The 20,614-nt window shown below is 39.8% G+C and carries 13 protein-coding genes; 9 read left to right on the top strand and 4 right to left on the bottom strand.

The annotated features are described in order from the left end of the window. Window positions 1–801: an ABC transporter permease gene (locus JWR61_RS11945; RefSeq protein WP_301928039.1), complete on the top strand. Its 801-nt coding sequence runs from the start codon at window positions 1–3 to the stop codon at window positions 799–801. A gap of 3 nt (window positions 802–804) precedes the next feature. Further along, window positions 805–1,539: an ABC transporter ATP-binding protein gene (locus tag JWR61_RS11940; RefSeq protein ID WP_301928038.1), complete on the top strand. Its 735-nt coding sequence runs from the start codon at window positions 805–807 to the stop codon at window positions 1,537–1,539. Window positions 1,540–1,546: 7 nt separating this feature from the next. Here JWR61_RS11940 and JWR61_RS11935 read toward each other — a convergent pair whose 3' ends face one another. Then, window positions 1,547–2,836 carry an O-antigen ligase gene (locus tag JWR61_RS11935; protein WP_301928037.1) on the bottom strand — a complete coding sequence of 430 codons (1,290 nt, stop codon included), beginning with the start codon at window positions 2,834–2,836 and terminating at the stop codon, window positions 1,547–1,549. 91 nt (window positions 2,837–2,927) lie between these two features. Further along, window positions 2,928–3,668, bottom strand: a complete 741-nt coding sequence (locus JWR61_RS11930) for a metallophosphoesterase family protein (RefSeq protein ID WP_301928036.1) — start codon at window positions 3,666–3,668, stop codon at window positions 2,928–2,930. Between the two features lie 518 nt (window positions 3,669–4,186). On the opposite strand from JWR61_RS11930, the gene JWR61_RS11925 reads away from it, so the two are divergent. Next, a complete protein-coding gene (locus JWR61_RS11925; protein WP_301928035.1) occupies window positions 4,187–6,736 on the top strand; it encodes a cation-translocating P-type ATPase in 2,550 nt (849 codons plus the stop codon). Between the two features lie 65 nt (window positions 6,737–6,801). Here the strand turns inward: JWR61_RS11925 and JWR61_RS11920 are convergent, their stop codons facing one another. Then, window positions 6,802–7,275: a pyridoxamine 5'-phosphate oxidase family protein gene (locus tag JWR61_RS11920; RefSeq protein WP_301928034.1), complete on the bottom strand. Its 474-nt coding sequence runs from the start codon at window positions 7,273–7,275 to the stop codon at window positions 6,802–6,804. A 195-nt stretch (window positions 7,276–7,470) separates the two neighbouring features. On the opposite strand from JWR61_RS11920, the gene JWR61_RS11915 reads away from it, so the two are divergent. The 6 genes from JWR61_RS11915 to JWR61_RS11890 all read left to right on the top strand — a co-directional run bounded on the left by JWR61_RS11915 (window position 7,471) and on the right by JWR61_RS11890 (window position 20,306). Next, window positions 7,471–8,565: a DNA topoisomerase IB gene (locus JWR61_RS11915; RefSeq protein ID WP_301928033.1), complete on the top strand. Its 1,095-nt coding sequence runs from the start codon at window positions 7,471–7,473 to the stop codon at window positions 8,563–8,565. 28 nt (window positions 8,566–8,593) lie between these two features. After that, window positions 8,594–9,367: a Ku protein gene (locus tag JWR61_RS11910; RefSeq protein WP_301928032.1), complete on the top strand. Its 774-nt coding sequence runs from the start codon at window positions 8,594–8,596 to the stop codon at window positions 9,365–9,367. A gap of 30 nt (window positions 9,368–9,397) precedes the next feature. After that, window positions 9,398–10,363 (top strand): non-homologous end-joining DNA ligase, encoded by a 966-nt coding sequence (gene ligD, locus JWR61_RS11905; RefSeq protein WP_301928031.1) that lies wholly within the window; start codon window positions 9,398–9,400, stop codon window positions 10,361–10,363. Window positions 10,364–10,535: 172 nt separating this feature from the next. Further along, window positions 10,536–15,779 carry a translocation/assembly module TamB domain-containing protein gene (locus JWR61_RS11900; protein WP_301928030.1) on the top strand — a complete coding sequence of 1,748 codons (5,244 nt, stop codon included), beginning with the start codon at window positions 10,536–10,538 and terminating at the stop codon, window positions 15,777–15,779. Between the two features lie 2 nt (window positions 15,780–15,781). After that, a complete protein-coding gene (locus JWR61_RS11895) occupies window positions 15,782–18,076 on the top strand; it encodes a BamA/TamA family outer membrane protein (RefSeq protein ID WP_301928029.1) in 2,295 nt (764 codons plus the stop codon). A 106-nt stretch (window positions 18,077–18,182) separates the two neighbouring features. Then, a complete protein-coding gene (locus tag JWR61_RS11890) occupies window positions 18,183–20,306 on the top strand; it encodes a hypothetical protein (RefSeq protein ID WP_301928028.1) in 2,124 nt (707 codons plus the stop codon). An 88-nt stretch (window positions 20,307–20,394) separates the two neighbouring features. Here the strand turns inward: JWR61_RS11890 and JWR61_RS11885 are convergent. After that, the coding region (locus JWR61_RS11885) for a hypothetical protein (RefSeq protein ID WP_301928027.1) at window positions 20,395–20,614 on the bottom strand (220 nt) is incomplete at its 5' end.

Below are 20,614 nucleotides of genomic sequence, written 5' to 3'. Positions count from 1 at the left end.
ATGATAATTGCTAGTATACTGAAAGACTGGACAACCAGGAGTAATAAATTTGAAAGGTTGTGGCTACTCGCTAAAATTGAGTTTAAGCTCAGATATTACGAGAATAAGCTGGGCTTACTTTGGGCGTTGATAAAGCCAATAATGGACATGTGCATTTATTATGTGGCATTTAAAATAATTTTAAAAAGTGATGTCCCTGCATTCGCGTCCTATATTTTTATCGGTCTTGTGTTTTGGAATTTTTTCGTTGAGTCTACTACTGGAACAATTCAAATACTGAATACAAAAAAATACCTGTACGAATACAGTAACATGAACAAACTTGAAATTTATGTGTCGACACTATTTTCGAATAGTATTGGTTTTTTATTTAACCTGATTATGTTTTTTCTGTTTTATCATTTGTTTGAAGGTCAAGCAACACCTATGGCTTTTAACAATTGCTGGATTTTCGTGCTTTTTATAAATTTATTTATTTTGTCATTGGGGAGCTCATTGATTCTATCTAACATTTATATTCTTGCAAAAGATATAAATCAGGTTTGGGCTGTGTTTACTTCATTTTTGTTTTTCCTTTCGCCTATTTTCTATAAGCTGTCCACATTTCAGCAGGCACTCCCCGCATTTGAATATGGGAACCCCTTAGCTGGTATTATAATTAATGCCAGACGGGTAATGATGGACGGGGTGGCGCCGGATTTTGAATTGCTGGCCTTCGATTTTGGCTATGCCATCTTCCTGCTTTTTGTCGGCCTTTTATTGTTAAACAAACTCGGCGCCAGAGCCGCTGAAAAATTATAACCTATGGATCAGACTATCGCTATTAAAGCAAAAAACATCAGTAAAACATTTCACATCAGTGAAGACAGTCACAACACTGTAAAACACCGCCTGTTCAACCTCTTTAATCCACCACGTAACAAAAATGTGGAAGCGATTAAGATGATGAATTTTGAAATTAACAAGGGTGAGTGTGTAGGCCTGATAGGCAGGAACGGTTGTGGTAAATCAACACTGATAAGGTTGCTTGCTGGCGTTTATCCAACTGATACCGGTTTTGTTGACATCAATGGTACTACATTACTAATGAACCTTGGTGTTGGCATGAGTCACGAACTTACCGCACGTGAAAATATTTATGTATCCTCTTCAGTTTTGGGGATGAAGATTAAAGACATTGATGCAATCTTTGATAAAATTGTAAGTTTTGCAGAGTTGGAAGGATTTATTGATACCAAGATCAAATATTTTTCTTCTGGTATGGTGGCACGCCTGGGATTTTCGATTGCGGTAAACGCAGGAGCAAGTATTATGTTTTTAGATGAAATATTTGCTGTAGGCGACATGAAGTTCCAGGAAAAAGCTATTAAAGTTTTTGAATCTTCCTGGATAGAAGGCAAGACCGTTGTACTTGTTAGCCATAGTATGGAAGTGATAAAAAAATACTGTGGCCGCACTGCGTATATGAAACATGGCGCACTGGCTTATTTTGGAGAAACAAATAAAGCAGTAGAAATGTACCTTGCAGATAATCAATAGCTGTTCGTTAAGGACGTTTTTTATAACTGCTGATAAACGCAATAAAAAATGCCAGTAAACTATTGCCCATCGTTCTGTCAAGATAGGTTTCTGCAAACAGTGATACACTGAAACTGATCAATATCATTAGTCCATACCAGTCACCGGTATGGACACATTTATACGCAGGTAGAATAATAAATCCAGCTAAAAAAATAATCAGCCCGGTAAGCCCCAAACTCATCCATACATCAAGGTAATTATTGTGTACATTTCTGTTGGTCTGTACGCCAAACGCAAAGCCTTTCCTGGCATATTCCTGTTTCAGTACATCCATTTTGTCGCCCAGACCGGTACCAAAAATCGGGTTTTGTTTAATAACCGTCCAGGCACATTGCCAAACCGCGATGCGTATGTTGGCGCCATTCCACTGATCTGGTGTAAGGACCATATTAAAATGGCTTTCTTTGGCTTCGCTGCGGTAATCAAATTTGGTATAGCTAAGCTCTTTAAAACGGTTGATTGTTTTCGGAAAAAATTTTACCAGTAAAAAGCCAGCCAATAGCAATCCCATTATTAGAGTAATGCCTTCCAGCCATTTTTTTTTGCGAATGATCTGGATTATGGCAAATACAAATGCGGAGCTATACAAAATAATAATGGCCATTCTGCTGGCAAGTAAAAAGTTCACCACCAATAAAATAATCAATACAGGCACCAATAAATTTTCATTAACAAGCGTTGATTTTTTAGACAGCAAATAGACGAAACTAAAAACAGCCAGGTTTACCAGCATGGCAAAATAAATTGACTGAAAATTGATGATATCACTGAGATTATCATTGTACATTAAAGACCAGTCGTGATTTGCACCGGCACGATACATACCCCAGGCCAGGCAACCGACGGCTGCACAGGCAGTAACAGTGGCAAAGCCTGCAACCACCCTTTCTTTCAACTGCGCATTGACATAAATGGAACCAATAGCAAAAGGAATCACAAATAAGCTGATTCGTATCCCGAGAAAGGAAAGGCCTTCATGCCGGTTGTACGATACAAGTGCGCTGATTGCGTTTAGTAAAAGGAAAGCCATCATCAGCAATATCTCTTTTCGCTGCTTTAACAATTCCCATTTTTGTAACATGGAATTAAAGAAAAAGCTATACACAAAAAACAGCCACATGGCAACATTATACAACCAGGTTATCCCCGGCATATAAAGGCTAGCGAAAAAAAACAGCAATAAAAAATAAAGCGTCTTTTCTTTTTTATCAAAGCCGGAGCCTTGAGAATCCCGGAGCAGTAGTCCTTTCAGCATGTACCAATTTTAGGCAAAAATATGGGTAATGGATATTGTTTGATATTTAAATTGGAAAGGACATTTTTTCAATATGATTGCCATGCGATTCTTAATTATCCTGTTTGTTTCTTCCTTTTTCATTTGGATATAATTGATACACAGGATCGCTTTGCCAATATTGTTTTGTATCAACATCCATAATGCTGAGTTTACCTGTAAAAGCGGCCCCGGTATCGATATTCCACACGTTGCAGGATTGCATGGGAACATCTTCATCATAATAAATTGTAGGCGTATGGCCGATGTATATTTCTTTAAATAGATTTAATTTTTTGGGAAAGAAAAGTGAGCCTGGTTTTTCACGCAGGTGCATGGTAACTGCCATATCCCATAAGGTACGGTCCCTGTTTAAGTCGGATATATTACTTTCTTTCTGCGGACCCTGATTGGATGTAAAACCAGCATGTACAAATAACCGCTTTTTAGCATCAATAAAATAATAAGGCAGTTGCTCTAAAAAAATAAGGTGCCAGCTGCGGGCTTCTGTAGCGGCTGCATAGTAGCTGCTAATGGTTTCTTCGCCGCCATGTGCCAGCCAGGTGCCGTTTGCCTTTCCAGATCTTAGCCATTCTTCGCACCATTCATCATGATTGCCTTTTAAAAAAATGCATTCATTTGTTTTGTCAAGGGCAAGTAAATAATCAATTACACCTGCAGATTCACTCCAGCCATCAACATAATCTCCCAAAAAAATCAATTTATCGGTTGTAGTAATACCTGCACGTTCAAATACCTGTTTCAGCGCTTTTAATCCGCCATGTACGTCTCCTATAGCAATCGTCCTGTTCATTCAATATAGCTTTAAAATTTTGGCTGGTTATCAAACAGGTTTGGTCTGACAAGTAGAATACCAATCCTACTTAAATACATTTAATTAACTAACGGATATGGATGATTAACCGGGGCAAAATTACAAAAGTTGACTGCTATTCTTTTCACAAATTATTTCTTTTCTCAAAATTTCAGCAGGTTCCAAACAAACCAGTTTATAAAGTTGATAGAACCAGTAACGACGATATACCTCCGTGTGTTTGCGATAAATTACTTTATAGCTCTATCTGCCAATACCCGCCTGGCGTTATTGATCATCGCAAAAAACGCACCGGCCATAAACGCAGGTACATAACGTTCCGATTTGCTGATCTGAACAGCAATAAAATCTTTTCTTTGCTGACTTGATAGTTTCTACAGGTATACTTAACCGCTGCTCTTACTTTTTAAACCTGTGTCTTTTTTAAATTTTATTTGTCAAATTTTGTTACTACCTTATTGCTGATAAATGTTTACGCTATCAAAGATTTGTTGCAAATGAATACATACTATCAACTTAGTACAGGCGATGTTATAAAACACTTAAATACATCCTTCACAGGTTTAAGTGACGAAACAGTTGCTGCACTTCAAAAAAAATACGGTGCGAATGTGTTAACGCAAACAAAACAAAAGAGCAGGCTCGCGATATTACTGGGACAATTCGCAGATATAATGATCCTGATATTGATTGGCGCTGCGGTCGTTTCTTTTATTGCTGGCGAACATATAGATGCCTGCGTAATTTTAGCCATAATAATTGCAAATGCCTGGATGGGTTATTCGCAGGAATACAATGCAGAAAAGTCCATACTGCTTTTACAACAAATGGATCCGCGTTATGCACTGGTAATACGGAATAATAACCCGGTAAAACTTGTAGCGGCAGAATTGGTACCTGGCGATATCATGTTGCTAAACGCTGGTGATATTGTGCCGGCAGACGGAAGATTGATTGCTGTTCACTCGCTGCTTACAGCGGAGGCGTCGCTTACCGGAGAGAGCAATGCAGTTGAAAAACATACCAATACAATAGCGCATCAAAATCTTGTGCCCGGCGATCAGCTTAACATGGTATTCAAAGGTACGCTCGTAAGTGCGGGCAGTGCCAAAGCGGTGGTGACGGCTATTGGTATGGACACCGAACTGGGAAAGATTGCCGGTATGCTTTCGCCCGCTACCCAGCAAACGCCGCTTCAAAAGCGGCTGGCGGTCTTTAGCAAACAATTGTCTGTTGTTGTAATTATTATTTGCCTGCTGGTTTTCGCATTGGGGCTTTGGCGTGGTGAGCCTGCCTTTCAAATGTTTCTTACGGCTTTATCATTGGCAGTAGCGGCTTTGCCTGAAGCTTTACCGGCTGTAATAACTATTGCGTTGGCGCAGGGAGCCCGCCGCATGGCAAAACAAAAAGCGTTGATAAGAAAATTGCCGGCCGTGGAAACACTGGGTTCTGTCACCTATATCTGCACCGACAAAACAGGTACGCTTACACAAAATAGTATGCAGGTTGAAAACCTGTACGCAGCGCCCGGTTTAGAAGATTTGCTACTGCATGCAATGCTGCTAAATAATGAAATAAGTTTTGCAGCAGGTGGTTTGCTCGGAGATCCGACAGAAAAAGCATTGGTAGATTATGCCATGCAGCATGGCATTTTAAGAGAGGCTGCACGTAACCAGTTTCCGGGAGTAGCAAAACTGCCTTTTGACTCTGAAAGAATGAAGATGAGCACCTTGCATAAACACGGCAACCGATGGATTTTATTTGTGAAAGGAGCGCCGGTAAAAATGCTGGAATCCCTCGATGAAAAAAGTAAGCCACAAATTCCGGAATGGCAGACTAAAAACAGGCAATGGGCTGCTGACGGGTTAAGGGTATTAATTTTGGGGTATAGGATATTTGACCAGCCGCCTGCCGTTGTAACCAACGAAATAGAAACAGGTTTGGAATTGCTGGGTATGGTGGCAATGATTGATCCGCCAAGGCCCGAAATAATTGATGCCATTAGTCAATGTAAAACAGCAGGTATCCGAACAGTCATGATCACCGGAGATCAGCCACTTACCGCCGCAGCAATTGCGGCCCGCATGGGAATAACGGGTGCCACTTACGATGGAATAAAAACGGGTGCAGATCTGAATGACCTTGCGCCGGAGGAATTTGCAGGTATAGTTAAAAGCACGCTGGTATATGCAAGGGTTTCACCGAAACAAAAATTACATATAGTACAACAACTTCAAAAGCTGGGAGAGTTTGTTGCTATGACGGGAGACGGCGTAAATGATGCGCCATCATTGAAGCAGGCCGATATTGGTATTGCCATGGGCATAACTGGTACGGATGTGAGTAAGGAATCTGCAGACATGATTTTACTGGATGATAATTTTGCTACGATTGTAAATGCGGTCAGAGAAGGAAGAAGGATTTATGACAACATACGCAAATTTATTTTGTATGTGCTGGCCTGTAATCTGGGCGAAATATTGACCATTTTTATGGCGCCACTGTTTGGCTTTTCTATTCCCATGTTACCCATCCACTTGCTTTGGATTAACCTGGTAACAGATGGGTTTCCTGGTTTGGCCCTGGTGGGGGAACCCGCAGAAAAAAATATTATGCAAAAACCTCCCCGGCCTCCGGGCGAAAATTTGTTTGCCGGAGGTCTTGCCGTAAATATTTTATTTACCGGCGTTATTATCACCATAGCAACGCTTTCTGTTCAGTGGTGGGCTGTCCGGCAAGGCTATGACGTTAAGGCACAGCAAACGATGGTGTTTACCACATTGTGCTTTGTACAGTTAGGCAATGCGTTGTCTGTAAGATCTTTTCAGTTTGGTGTATTTTCGCGTAGCCTGTTTGCCAATCAATTTATGTGGGTAACAATTGTGCTAACAGTGGCATTGCAACTGCTGATTGTATTTGTACCGGGTTTGCAAACCGTCTTCAAAACTACCGCCGTGCCCGGAAATGCACTAGGCGTGGTGGGTCTTGCTACATTGGTATCGGTGATGTGTACAGAAGGATTTAAACGCCTGAAATTTCGCCCATAAAAAAATCAGCCGTTAAACGTGGCTGATTTTTGAGCATGCTTGTAGTCAAAGAGAATATGCGTCAACTAAGTAAAATCATATATTCTATGCGAACCTGGAATGAACAGGTCGTTAAAAAAGGTTTTAAATTTTTCTTTTACAGACGAAAACGTTGCCTGTTTATTTTCGCAGTATTCTGCATGTAAAATTTTAAACTTGATTAAAACAATCCCCACGTTGCCGGTGCCGGAATTAGCGTCTGCATGAGCACTATCTGCATCTTCTTCTTTTACAATTGACGCTCTCCCGTTCAGTTTTAAACAGCTGTCCTGCCCTTTTCGGTAGTATTGCAGATGGGCAAAAAAATCCTTGTCAAATTGCGTGGTATAAGCGTCTTTACAAGATGTAAAAAACCACACGTTTCCTTCATCATCTGTTTTAAAAGTAGCAATGATGTTGTTCGGTAGCTGAAGCTCTGAATCCATCTCAGCCCTGAACATAGCCATCTTAAATTCCTGAATTTTATCCTGTATAAAACGGAGATTATTATCCTTGCCCATACAACTAATTTTATGACAATAATTCAAATGGTGTACCACGATGTTTTACCTTACAAACAGACTTTCAGGAAGGAAGGTGTAGAGAAATTTACTCGCAACTAACAGGAAGGGGAATATTTTTTATCAGAAACAATTTGCATCAGCATCAAAAATTAGGGCACAATACTTTCAGATAGGAAAATAAAGTAAAGAAATATGGCAGCAGTCGCGGAGGAAATTTTACAAATACCGAAAAGAAAAATCCGGCGTATCATTGGCGATCCTGAAAAAACAGCACAGGCTATCAATTTAGTTTACGTGCACGACACAGAGCCCGGTATACAACGGGTTAAAAAGGGAGATGAGTTTTTATATGTTGCACCCAATACAAAACAGGTGACGGATGAACTGCATTTAAAAAGGATAAAAGGTTTAGTAATTCCACCTGCCTGGGAAAATGTGTGGATATGTGAGGCAGACAATGGGCACCTGCAGGCAACAGGCATTGATGTTAAAAAGCGCAAGCAGTACAGATACCATAGTCTTTGGAACCTGTTACGTAACCACACAAAATATTATCGCTTATACCAGTTTGGAAAAGTGCTGCCGGCTATTCGTTTACAGGTAGAAAAAGATTTGTCTTTACCGGGACTGCCTCTTGAAAAAGTGCTGGCTTTGGTTATCGGCTTAATGGAGCGCACAAACATTCGGGTTGGCAACACTATGTATGAAAAAATGTATGGCTCCTTTGGGTTAACAACCCTGAAAGATAAGCACGTAAATATAAGCGGTAGTGAAGTTAAATTTTCTTTCAAGGGGAAAAAGGGTGTTCATCACGATATTAGTTTACGTAATAAAAGATTATCGGCTGTCGTAAAAAGATGTCGTGACATTCCGGGTAAAGAACTGTTTCAATACTATGATGAAACAGGAAACCGCAAATCAATTGATTCCGGTATGGTGAATGACTATATCAAAAAGACAAGTGGCGGCGACTTTACGGCAAAGGATTTCAGAACCTGGTCCGGCACACTGCATGCATTTTTGGCCTTTAAGGAGTTAGGCTTTTTTGACACTGCTACGGAAGCCAAAAAGAAAATAGTGGAAGCCCTTGATAAGGTATCAGTGCAGTTGGGCAATACACGCACGGTATGTAAAAAATATTACGTGCACCCGGTAATATTATCGCTGTATGAAAATAAATCGCTGGAGAAATACCTGGCACAACTTGATACAATTGAAGCAGACGATAATAAAAGTGGCCTGACAGCTGAGGAGCAAATAGTGATGAAAATATTAGAGTCAAACTAATGCAATTACAAAAAATAAATTTCAATGTATGCGACCAATCTGGACAGGAGCAATAGGTTTTGGCCTTGTAAATATTCCCGTAAAATTATATAGTGCGACACAGGGCAGCGAACTGGACCTTGATATGCTCGACAAAAAAGATTTGGCAAATATCCGCTTTAAACGGGTAAATGAAAAAACGGGAAAAGAAGTGGCATGGGGCAACATCGTGAAGGGCTTTATGATAAACGATAAATACGTTGTACTGGATGATAAGGATTTTGAATCGGCTAATGCCGTAAAAACCAAGGTCATTGAAATAAGTGACTTTGTAAACGAGACGGAAATTAACAGCATTTATTATGAGAATCCCTATTACCTTGTACCAGAAAAATCAGGTGTGCGGGCATATGCATTACTAAAAGAGGCATTGCTAAAAACAGGTAAGGCTGGCGTGTCAACTTTCGTATTGCGTAACAAGGAACACCTTGCAATTTTGCGGGCAACTGAAGATATCATGATTCTGAATCAGCTGAGGTTTCACGAAGAAATACGGAACCCGAAAGAATTAGAAATAGCGCCTTCTGCTGTAAAGCCGGCTGAACTTAAAATGGCTATTTCCCTCATCAACCAGTTAACAGCCAAATTTAATATTTCGTCCTATAAAGATACTTATACACAGCAATTATTAAAATTGATTAAAGCTAAGGCTAAGGGAGCCAAACCCGCCGCTGCTCACATGAAGGTAGTACATAGCAAAGCCAAAGATTTAATGGGTCAGTTAAAGGCAAGTTTGTCTGCCAAAACAAAAAAAGCATCCTGATTAGTGCGCCGGAATAGTAAATACTTCTTTATGAACAAAGCAACATCAACCGCAAACAAAAGTGCTTCAGCAGCGCAAACCGGCGATGTAAGTGACAAAGAAATTGTTATAGGAAAAGCCAAAATCAAAATCACGCACCCCGGCAAAATTTATTTTCCTGAAGATAATGTTACCAAGGGTATGGTGGCAGATTATTACCAACAAATGAGTGCCTGCATTTTACCTTATTTAAAAAACCGTCCGGAGTCGTTGAGAAGAAATCCGAATGGCATTCATGACAGCGGATTTTTTCATAAAGATGCGGGAGAAGATGCACCTTCCTTTGTAAAAACAAAAGAACTGTATTCGGAGTCGGCCGACAGGGAAATCGATTATATAATTTGTAACAATGCCGCCACGCTGGCTTATCTGAATAACCTCGGTTGTATTGAATTAAATCCCTGGCACTCCACCACTAAAAATCTAGATAAACCCGACTATTTATTAATTGATATTGACCCGTCTGAAAAAAATACTTTTGAACAGGTGCTTGAAACTGCCAACACATTCAAGCAATTATTGGACAAAGCCGGCGCCGTTTCTTTTTGTAAAACTTCGGGGGCTACAGGCCTGCATATTTATGTTCCGTTGGGTGCCAAATATATGTATGAACAAGTAAAAGACTTTGCGCATTTTTGTTGCAGTAAGGTAAGTGAAATACTACCGGCTTTTACCACATTGGAACGCAGCCTTTCTAAACGCGGGAACGAACATATTTACCTGGATTATCTGCAAAACCGGCGTGGCCAAACCATTGCAGCGCCCTATAGTTTACGTCCAAAAGTTGGAGCCACAGTATCTGCCCCGTTACAGTGGAAAGAAGTAAAGAAAGGGCTTCACCCCGGTGACTTTACCATTCATAATATGCTGGCGAGGGTGCATCAATCCGGTGATTTTTTTGAAGGTGTGCTTGGTAAAGGAATTGATATCGATCAATGTTTATCCAACCTCGCTTAATACATCTTGTAGAATTTATTCCACGTAAGTACCCAAATGTTTTGCAATAGTGAAAAGGATGGTGCAAATACAGCTATTTTAAAACAGGCATAATATTTTACTACATATGGTTGATTAATGGTTACTGAAAGTGGTAGCTGATACATGTAGCAAGGTAAACCGGGTTTAGTGAATGACAACAAAAGCAATTTTAAAAAAGACAGGTAAAATTTTTTTGTACCTGTTGTGTACCATTTTCTTTCTTGTAATCGCTGTATTCATTTATATAAATACCTCCTCTGGCAAAGCGCTCATCCGAAACAAACTTCAATCTTTTCTGCAGCAAAAATTAAAAACTAAAGTATCTATTCAGGCCGTTGATTTCAGCCTGCCCAAGTGGGTGGAATTAAAAGGAATATACCTGGAAGACGAAAGAAAAGATACTTTGTTATACGGCGAACAAATTTCAGTTGACATCAACATGCTTCACCTGATTACCGGTAAAATAGATATAGGCAAGGTGGCAGTCAAAAATATGTACGCCAATATTTTCAGGCCTGAAAATGATACCACTTTCAACTATCAGTTTGTTATGAATGCATTTGCCGGTGCAACAAAGGATACAACTATTATTGCCGATACTGCGGCGTTGAAAATTAATTTTAAAAAATTGATCTTGGATGATATCCGCCTGAAGTATACTGATAATTACGGAGGTAATATTTTTACTGCCGGTATAAAAAATGCGGTGGCTAATTTAAACCAGTTTCAACCAGACAGGATGCGCTTTGGTGTGGATGATTTTATTGCCTCGGGTATTATTTTTAAAATGGTTACAACAAAGGAGATTCCAGCTACTGCTACAGATACCACAGCCGTTGACTTTTTTTTTAATGCAGGTAATATCAGGCTTGCTGATATAAAAGTTGCGTATCAAAATAAAGTAAACGGAATGTATTATGCCAATAACATACAACATTTGGAGGTTACTAAAACCAACCTCAATCTTGCTGCTGAAAATGCGAGCCTGGGCGGTGTTGTTTTGGACAGCTCTTCTATACAATTTACGGCGCCAAAACTGGCGGCTCATTCAGTGGCGGGCAGTGCTGCTTCAAACACCAACTGGAAACTGGCCATCAATCAATTGTCGTTAAAAAATGATATTGCTGTTTATGATGACAACAATAAAGCGCCTCAACCCGGCTTTGATTATTCCCACATTGGATTGAACAAAATCAATATCAGCACCGGTAAAATATTTTATTCCAATGACAGCATTCTGGCCGATATCAGGCAGCTTGCCTTTGCAGATAAAAGTGGTTTTATAATAGATACTACGCATGCCAAAATAAGGTACAGTAATCAGGGAGTTGAATTGAAAGAACTGTTTGTAAAAACACCACAGAGTGTTATTCAAAATCAACTGGTGATAAAATATGATGATATAAAAAAGATTACCACCAACCCGCAAAACAGCCGGGTAGATGTACAGTTGAAAAATACAAGGATAGCCATTAATGATATTTATATGGTAGCGCCTTTTGTAAAGAAGTACATGCCGGAACAAAAATTCAGGAATAAATTGATAGCCATATCTGCCGCCGTCAACGGAACCTTGAAGGTGTTGAATATTCCCGTTTTACAGTTGTCGGGGTTAGACGGTACCAGTATAAATGCAAGAGCAGTTTTATACAATGTTACCGATACCAATAACCTGGGTTACGATGTTACTATCTTTAACAGCAACTTACCTAAATCGGATATTATAAAATTTATGCCGGCCGCTTACGCTACCAATGACCTGGTGAGTAAACTGCCTGCTACCTTCAGTTTTGGTACACACCTGAAGGGTAATATGAAAAGCAGTGAAGCAGATATTAGTATCAACAGCTCTGCCTTTAGTTTAAAGGGAAAAGGCACAATTAAAAATATAGATAAACCCTCAGCACTTCAGTATGATGTGGTTATTACCAACAGCCGGGTTAAGAGAAGTTTTATTGAAGCCCTTACTCCGCCCGGTACTATTCCGCCCACAATTAATCTGCCTCAACTGATGATGCTTACGGGTACAGCTAAAGGCGATATGAATAATGTGCAGCCAAACCTTACCCTCCGGGGAAGTTACGGCCTTGCCAAAGTAAATGGATACATACATTATTTTAAAGATCCCAAAAAAGCAAGCTACGATCTGCAGTTCGCAACCCAGGATTTTGAGGTTGGTAAACTGATAAGACAAGATTCAGTTGTCGGAAGTTTAACCTTTAACGGCTATGCGAAAGGCAACGGGTTTGATTATAAGACAATGAATGCCATCGTAAAAGCGACTGTGCAAAAAGTGAGGTTAAAGCAATATGACTATAAAAATATTGTGTTCAGCGCCAATTTAAAAGATGGAGACATTGTTAGTGAAGGAAGCATTGATGATCCCTATATAAAACTTACTTATGATGCCACCGCAAATGTAAAGGGGCAATATCCTGCTGTGCAGGCAAATTTACGATTGGATACCATAGAACTGAAAATGCTTCATTTGTATGCTGATACTTTAAATGCATCTTTCAACGCAGTTTTAAAAGCTAACAATCTTAATCCGGATAGCATGGACGTTTATGCCTTAATTGATTCGTCCCGCTTAACGATTAAAGACAAACGGTATGCGTTGGACAGCATCATTGCAAAAGCCACTACTTCCAACGGAGTGAACGATATCAGCCTTGTTTCGCCAATGGCGGATATTGTTGCCAACGGAAAATTTGCATACGATAAAATTGGTCCTTCGTTGTTGCAGTATATTGACAAATACTATAACGTAACAGATACTATCATCAGGAACGTTCCGCCGCAGCAGATCAGTTTTAGTGGCACTATTAAAAAAAGCCCGGTGGTGGAAGGTTTGATGCCAGGGTTTAGATATGAAAACATTGCCTTTAAAGGAAGCTATGCTTCCAATGCAAAGGACAGTGCATTGCAGCTAAATGCAACGGTGCCCGGCCTGGTGTATAAAACCAATAGTGTAAGTAACGGAAGCATCGGCATAGCTTCTCTCAATAAAAATATTTCGGGGGCTATTAATTTTGATACGTTGCATTTTGGCAGTAATAGTTTTTACAAAACTGCTGTTGTTGCAGCAATTGCAGGTGACAGTTTAAGTGTTACCGCTTCTACCAAAGATGTAAAAAATAACAACCGTTTTTTAATAGGAGCAGACATTGCGCAAATAAATAACGGATATACTTTTTCTTTGAAAGATACCTTATTACTTAATTATAAAAAATGGGTGGTTGCGCCTGATAACAAAATTACTTATTCGCCGGAAGGTATATTGGTCAATAATTTTTTGGTTAGTTATGATAGCAGTAAGATAGCTGCCGCCAGCAGGGAAAATGTATTAAACAGTCCTGTTGATGTTACCATCAGTAGTTTTAAAATAAGAGATATAACCTCCATGATCAACGGCGACACTTTGCTGGCATCTGGCATAATCAATGGCAAATTTTCCGTTGCTGAATTTGACAAAAAATTACCGGCCTTTACCGGCAATATCAACGCAGATAGTTTGCAGTTTATGCAGCAACCTGTAGGAAACATACACCTCATTACAGAAAAATCAGGCGAAGACATTATATCGGCTGCAATGGATTTAACAGGCAATGGCAATAAGGTGAATGTAAAAGGAGCGTATTATTTAAATGATGATGCCAAACAGTTTGACATTGCCATGCAAATAGCCAATTTAAATATGACCACCTTGCAGGCTTTTTCGCAGGGGAACCTCGTCAATTCTTCCGGCCGTATCAGTGGTGATATCGCTGTCAACGGAAAGTTTACGGAGCCCCACTGGAATGGGGCTGTAAGTTTTGATACCACCCGTTTCAGCATTGCCAGGCTGGGTACTACCTATGCCATTAATAATCAGAAAATCTCTTTTGATTATCCCACTATTTCCCTTGATAATTTTACGGTAAAAGATTCTGCCAATCATACCCTTGTGCTGGATGGAGAGGTGACTGCCAAATCCATATCAGAGTACAATCTAAATCTTGCTGTCAATGCTAACAACTTTACATTGGTAAATGTGGCCAAAGCCTTTTCAAACGAAGTGTATGGTTTTGCGGCGGTGGATGCTGATATTTCCGTGACCGGAAATTCAACATCTCCTGATATCGAGGGCAATATTTCTCTGAATGATAAAAGCGATGTAACGCTGGTATTGCCCGAAAGCAATGTAAATAAAGATGCCGCCAAATCAGTAGTCCGGTTTATTGACCGTGACACTTTTGCATTACCCGAGAAAGTGCCATTTCGTACGGTAAAAGAAGTGAAGGCTTCATTTGCCCAATTTCTAAATTACAACCTCAATATTGAAATAGGCAAATCCGCAACACTCACTATCATCATCGATCCAGGCACGGGCGATGAATTAAAATTAAAAGGGGATGCACAATTGAATGCTGGCGTAGACCCTGGCGGCAATATAATTTTAGCAGGTAACTATGAGCTTAGCAGTGGATATTACATTTTAAACTACCAGTTTTTAAGAAAGCAGTTTAATTTATTACCGGGCAGTACCATCGCTTTCAGCGGACCGCCTACCAACGCACAAATAAATATTACCGCTGAATACATCGCCAACACATCCGCCAAAGATTTGTTGGGAAATGAAGTAGGTACAGTTGATCAAAGACTCGCCAATACTTTTAAACAGGAAATTCCCTTCCGGGTTTTATTAACGTTGAAAGGAACCATGCTTAAGCCCGAAATTAGTTTCGATATCGAATTACCGGAAGAAAGCAAAAACCTGAATATTAGCAGTGAACTGCGTACTACAATTGATAATAAACTAACGCAGCTAAAGGGTGACGTGGCTGCAACTAACCGTCAGGTATTCTCCCTGCTTTTATTCAACCGTTTTGTAGGCGAACAAAGTACCGACTTCTTTTCTACCGGCAGTTCTGGCGGTAGTAGTGGAGGCTTTGGAGATTTGGCAAGGCAAAGCGTTAGTAAATTTCTTTCTTCTGCATTGGATAATATTGCTTCTGATCTTTTTAAAGGATTGGACGTTGATCTTAATCTGAATAGTTACAAAGACTACAGCAGTGGCGACGCCCAGCAACGAACGGATTTGAATGTGGCAGTAACCAAGAGTTTTGTGAACGACCGTTTAAGCATCAGCGTAGGAAAAAATTTTGGTATAGAAGGCCAGGACGCCGCAGCAAAAGCAGCACAACAAAAAGGAAGTGGATTTTTACCAGATGTAACTGTCAATTATAAGTTAAGCCAGGATGGCAAATATCTTTTAAGAGCATACAAAAAAACGCAGTTTGAAGTAATCCTGGATGGTTACGTGCTTGAAACAGGCGTTGCGTTTGTTGTTACGATGGACTATGATAAGTTCAGGGAACTATTTGAAAGAAAAAAGAAAAAAGCTACAAAATAAAGATGAAGGGATTCAGCATATATGGTTTGTTTTTTTTACTGCTAACTGCTGCGGGATGCAGCGTTGGTAAGCGGCTTCCTCCCGGCGAAAGGCTGTACCGGGGCGCAACTATAAAAGTGGAAAAGCAAAAAGATGTGAAAGCATCTGCAAAGACTTTGCGCAGCCAGTTAAAAGCGGCGGCCAGGCCTAAACCTAACAAGTTTTTGTTGGGTCAGCCTTATAAAGTATGGTGGTATTATTTTATTGGCGAACCGAAACGACCTAAAGGATTCAGGGCATTTTTAAGAAATAAACTGGGTGAACCCCCTGTGTTAAGCAGCCGGGTAAATGCAAAAGTTACCGCCGAAAATATGAATGCCTACCTTGAAAATATTGGCTATTTCCATAGTACGGTAACTGGCGATACGGTTAATAAAAGTTATTTTACATCTGCGGTATACAACGCAAATGTATTTCCGCAACATACTATCCGCAACATTACATGGGTAAACGACAGCTCAGCTTTACTGAAACAACTGGATACCAAAAGAAAGCGAAAAAGCCTGTTAAAAAAAGGGATGCCTTACCGCCTCAGCGATATTGAAGCTGAAAGAGAGCGGCTTGACCTAAGGTTAAAAACAAAAGGGTACTACAACTTCAATCCGGATTACATCATGGCCTACGTAGATAGTACCATTGGTAATTACCAGGTTGATCTGTTCTTTAATATAAAGAACACCACCCCCGAAATTGCCAAACATCCTTTCACCATTAATCGCATCACCGTTTTTCCCAACTATACGTTATTGCGCCCCCCGCCCGATACCAGTAAAGTGGGCACAACAGATGTGGACGGATTATCTGTAAGAGACACCATACATGATTTTAAGCCGGATTTATTTAAGCGTACCATTACCTACCGGCCTGGTAAATTATATAGCAGTATTGATCAGAATACAACGCTCAACAGGCTGATCAACCTGGGCGCATTTAAGTTTTCTAAAAACCGTTTTGAAGCGGTTAAGGACACGGCCAATCCATACCGTCTGAATGTGTTTTATTATTTAACTCCGGCTAAAAAGAAATCGCTGCAGGGAGAGATAGATGGTTTTAGCAAGGAAAATAAATATGTGGGTTCGCAGCTAAGCATTAACTGGAAGAACAGGAACACTTTTCATGGATCTGAACAACTGGCCGTAAAAATGTATGGCAGCTTTGAAGTATCATCCAATGACTCGCTTAAAAGAAATAACAATTATCGTTTTGGTACAGAAGCAACCTTAAATTTTCCGCGGTACTTAATCCCATTTTTTCGTGTACATGAAAGTAACCTTTACCCTGCACGTACCCAGTTGCTGCTGGGCTATGAGTATTTTATCAAAAGAAATTATTACTCCAAAAATATCTTTCGTTTTAACTACGAATTTCAATGGCGGGAAAGTGCAAACAAGCAGCATATCTTCTCACCGTTTTCTTTTACTTATGTAAATGCGGCCAATGTTACAGACAGCTTTTATAAGGCAGCCGCATTAAATCCAGGTCTGTTAACCAATGTGTACAGCGAGGCGATTGTGTCATCTTATTATAGTTATACTTACAACACATTAAATCCACTGGGTAAAAATCAGTGGTTCCTGAAATTAGACGGCGAAGTTGCAGGCACCACCATTGGACTAATATCAGGTGCCAAAGAACCGCGTTCGAAAAATGTGCTGGGCGCACCCTTTGCCCAATATGTAAAAGGAGACATGGATCTGCGTTACACCCGGAGATTTCGCAGTAAATGGCAATTGGCTAACAGACTGCAACTGGGCATTGGGTTTCCCTATAATAATTCTGCTTACTTGCCCTTTTCAAAACAGTACATTGTTGGCGGATCAAGCTCTATCAGGGCATTTGCAGTGAGAACACTTGGCCCCGGAAGTTATAAACCTACCCTGCAGGACCAGGCATATTATCAAACCATTGGCGGTGATTATAAGCTACTTGGCAACACCGAAATACGTATACCAATCGTAGGTAGGTTTAGTACTGCTTTTTTTATTGATGCCGGAAATGTATGGACCAGGGACACTGTTTTATTCGGTAAAGCCGGACAGTTAAAAAAAGATTTCCTGAAAGAACTCGCCGTGGCGTCAGGTATTGGACTACGTGTGGACGCCAGTGTAATTTTATTAAGATTTGATTTCGGAATACCCCTACGCAAGCCCTACCTGCCTGATGGACAACGATGGGTAATTGATAAGATTGCCCTGGGTGATAAAACATGGCGAAGGGAAAACCTTGTTTTTAATATCGCTATTGGTTATCCTTTTTAAATTAATGCTGTTGCCATTAAATCAATTATTATAATGGCAGTAGAGTGGTGGTAAAGCATGGTCAGGAAATTTTGCATGTTCCAACTAATTAATAATATTTTTTACAATGAAGATTTTTTTTAAAATATTGCTGGCAGTTGTCCTGGCGGGTGCTATAGCAGGGTACATTTACTGGCAGCAACATAAAAAAGGAATTGTAAAAAATGCCATACAGAACGCCATTGAAAACAAATCTGACAGCTTATATTTTATACACTACGACAGCTCGCAGATTGATGAAATCAACGGCAATGCGTCGTTTTATAAAATTACCTTACAAAGCGATAGCCTGCAACAGGCCATGCTAAAGGCAGGGGATAGCTTACCCAATGCCTTATATAATATCAGGGTAGAAGAAGTAACTGTAAGAGGGGTAGATATTCCGGGGTTGGTTCAGGGGCAACACGTGTCAGCTAAAGCAATCATCATTAATAAGCCACGTATTCAAATAATAAACACAGGTGCGGATAAACCGAAACCTTTTACTTACAACGATACACTTGAATTGTACAAAAAAATTCTGGGCAGGTTTAATAGCATACGCGGCGACACTATTCGTGTAGTAAACGGTACTGTTTTAATAACCGATAAAAAAGGAAAGCCTTTAACTACCCTGGAAAATATCAACATCTCGCTTAATAATTTTTTAATTGACAGCACCAGGAATTATCAAAATATCATCAGTTATTTTATAAAAGACGTTACAGCTTCTGTTGAGAATATTCAGCTGCCCGAGTCTGAGAATAACAGCCGTATTAATATTACCAATTTAGTGTATGATGCACCAAAAAAAATATTGAAAGCAGGTGGTGTACAGCAATACAAACAACACAATACCGATGCTTTGGTGGACATAAAAAATGTGCAGGTGAGTAACCTGAATACAGACGCTTTTATTTTATTTCAACAACTAAAGGCAGGAGTGGTGACCGCGGATGGCGGACTGATAACGATCTACAAAAAAAGCAAAAAGCTACAGTCTGGTAACGAGTCCACCGTGTTAACAAACGACCTCATAGATGAAGCGCAGATTGGTGGCATACAGTTGGGCAAAACCACTGTTATAATTGAAGATCCTGAAAAACCCGGCAAGCCTCCCTTTAAAATAAATGATGTTCAGTTTTCTGCGGCAGATATTGTCAGCAGTACCAATGGCGGCACTTTAAGCAACCTGGTTAGTAATGCCAATTGGAACTTATCTGCAGGCGGTTTTTCATTTATCACTAAAAATAACTTGTACAAGGTGAGGGCTGAAGGGTTGGTATTAAATAATAAGGCGGGTACAATAAAGGTAAAGCATGTTGCATATAAGCCGCTTTTAACTGAGGCAGCTTTTGTAAAAAGCCTTTCCATTCAAAAGGACCGGTATGATATTGATGCAATTGATATCAATGTAAGTGGTTTGAATTTTAAAAAACTTATCAGCGATAACGTGCTGGAAACAGACCAGGTATCTTTACGGGCAATGCTAAAAGTTTTTAACGATCGCACCTTGCCGTTTAATACCAGCAACAAAGTAGGCAGATATCCTTACCAGACGTTGTTGAAATTACCGTTTCAATTATATATAAAAAGGCTGTTGGTGCATGATGGTGAGGTGTTGTATAAAGAACGGGGAAGAAAATCCAGGAAGACAGGCATTGTAGGTTTTACCCATATCGATGCGACTTTGAGCAATGTCACCAATATTGCAGCAAGGATAAAAACAAATAGTACACTGGTTTTAAACGCGAAGGCTCAATTTTTAAACGCTGCTGATATTGTTACTGAGTGGCGGATGCCGTTGAATCAATCGGATAGCACTTTTTCGGCAGCCGGTTCTTTAGGCGCCATGAACGCTACCGACTTAAATAGTATTACAGAACCTTTGGGGCTGGCAGCTATAAAAAACGGCACTATTAATAGGTTGGAATTTGACCTTACCGGAAATAATTACAAGTCAAAGGGAAACACTACTTTTTTATATAATAATTTGGGTGTATCAGTATTAAAGATGGACGATAATGATGAACTAAAGAAACGGGGGCTTGTCTCATTACTGGCGAACACTTTGATAGTTAATAACAATCCCAAAAATGGTAATACCTATACCGGTGAAATTGATTTTGAAAGGGACATACACAAATCGTTTTTCAACTTTCTCTGGAAAAGCATTTTTGATGGTGTTAAAAAAACCGTGATGCGTAAATAGAAAATAGTAAAAAATAAAAACCGGGCAAAGTTATTCGCCCGGTGAAGTAAGAGGAAACGTATAACGATATACGGTTATTATTAGAGATTTATACTTTATCCTTGTCTGTCCCGGCGTTGTCTTCTTCAGGGATTAAAGAATCATTTTTAACTCCTTCTTCAAAGCCCTGTAATTTTTCATCCGCTAAATTCTTATCATCCTCAAAATTCAGGATGATGTCTTCATCCTGTTCATTCACTATTTTTTCTTTTGGATCTTCATTCATCCTGCGTGTGGCTGTTTGAAAATTACTATCTCTTGTAAGTTCA

This window comes from Ferruginibacter sp. (genome assembly GCF_028288465.1).
Classification (GTDB): Bacteria; Bacteroidota; Bacteroidia; order Chitinophagales; family Chitinophagaceae; genus Ferruginibacter.
Note: the sequence above shows the minus strand (reverse complement) of the source record. Positions and strands in the feature narration are given on the sequence as shown.

What these genes read in the sequence shown, in the direction of transcription:
- JWR61_RS11945 (WP_301928039.1), top strand. Translation starts at nt 1, where the DNA reads ATGATAATTGCTAGTATACTGAAAGACTGGACAACCAGGAGTAATAAA.
- JWR61_RS11910 (WP_301928032.1), top strand. Translation starts at nt 8,594, where the DNA reads ATGCGACCAATCTGGACAGGAGCAATAGGTTTTGGCCTTGTAAATATT.
- JWR61_RS11915 (WP_301928033.1), top strand. Translation starts at nt 7,471, where the DNA reads ATGGCAGCAGTCGCGGAGGAAATTTTACAAATACCGAAAAGAAAAATC.
- JWR61_RS11940 (WP_301928038.1), top strand. Translation starts at nt 805, where the DNA reads ATGGATCAGACTATCGCTATTAAAGCAAAAAACATCAGTAAAACATTT.
- JWR61_RS11935 (WP_301928037.1), bottom strand. Translation starts at nt 2,836, where the DNA reads ATGCTGAAAGGACTACTGCTCCGGGATTCTCAAGGCTCCGGCTTTGAT.
- JWR61_RS11900 (WP_301928030.1), top strand. Translation starts at nt 10,536, where the DNA reads ATGACAACAAAAGCAATTTTAAAAAAGACAGGTAAAATTTTTTTGTAC.
- JWR61_RS11930 (WP_301928036.1), bottom strand. Translation starts at nt 3,668, where the DNA reads ATGAACAGGACGATTGCTATAGGAGACGTACATGGCGGATTAAAAGCG.
- JWR61_RS11890 (WP_301928028.1), top strand. Translation starts at nt 18,183, where the DNA reads ATGAAGATTTTTTTTAAAATATTGCTGGCAGTTGTCCTGGCGGGTGCT.
- JWR61_RS11920 (WP_301928034.1), bottom strand. Translation starts at nt 7,275, where the DNA reads ATGGGCAAGGATAATAATCTCCGTTTTATACAGGATAAAATTCAGGAA.
- ligD (WP_301928031.1), top strand. Translation starts at nt 9,398, where the DNA reads ATGAACAAAGCAACATCAACCGCAAACAAAAGTGCTTCAGCAGCGCAA.
- JWR61_RS11895 (WP_301928029.1), top strand. Translation starts at nt 15,782, where the DNA reads ATGAAGGGATTCAGCATATATGGTTTGTTTTTTTTACTGCTAACTGCT.
- JWR61_RS11925 (WP_301928035.1), top strand. Translation starts at nt 4,187, where the DNA reads ATGAATACATACTATCAACTTAGTACAGGCGATGTTATAAAACACTTA.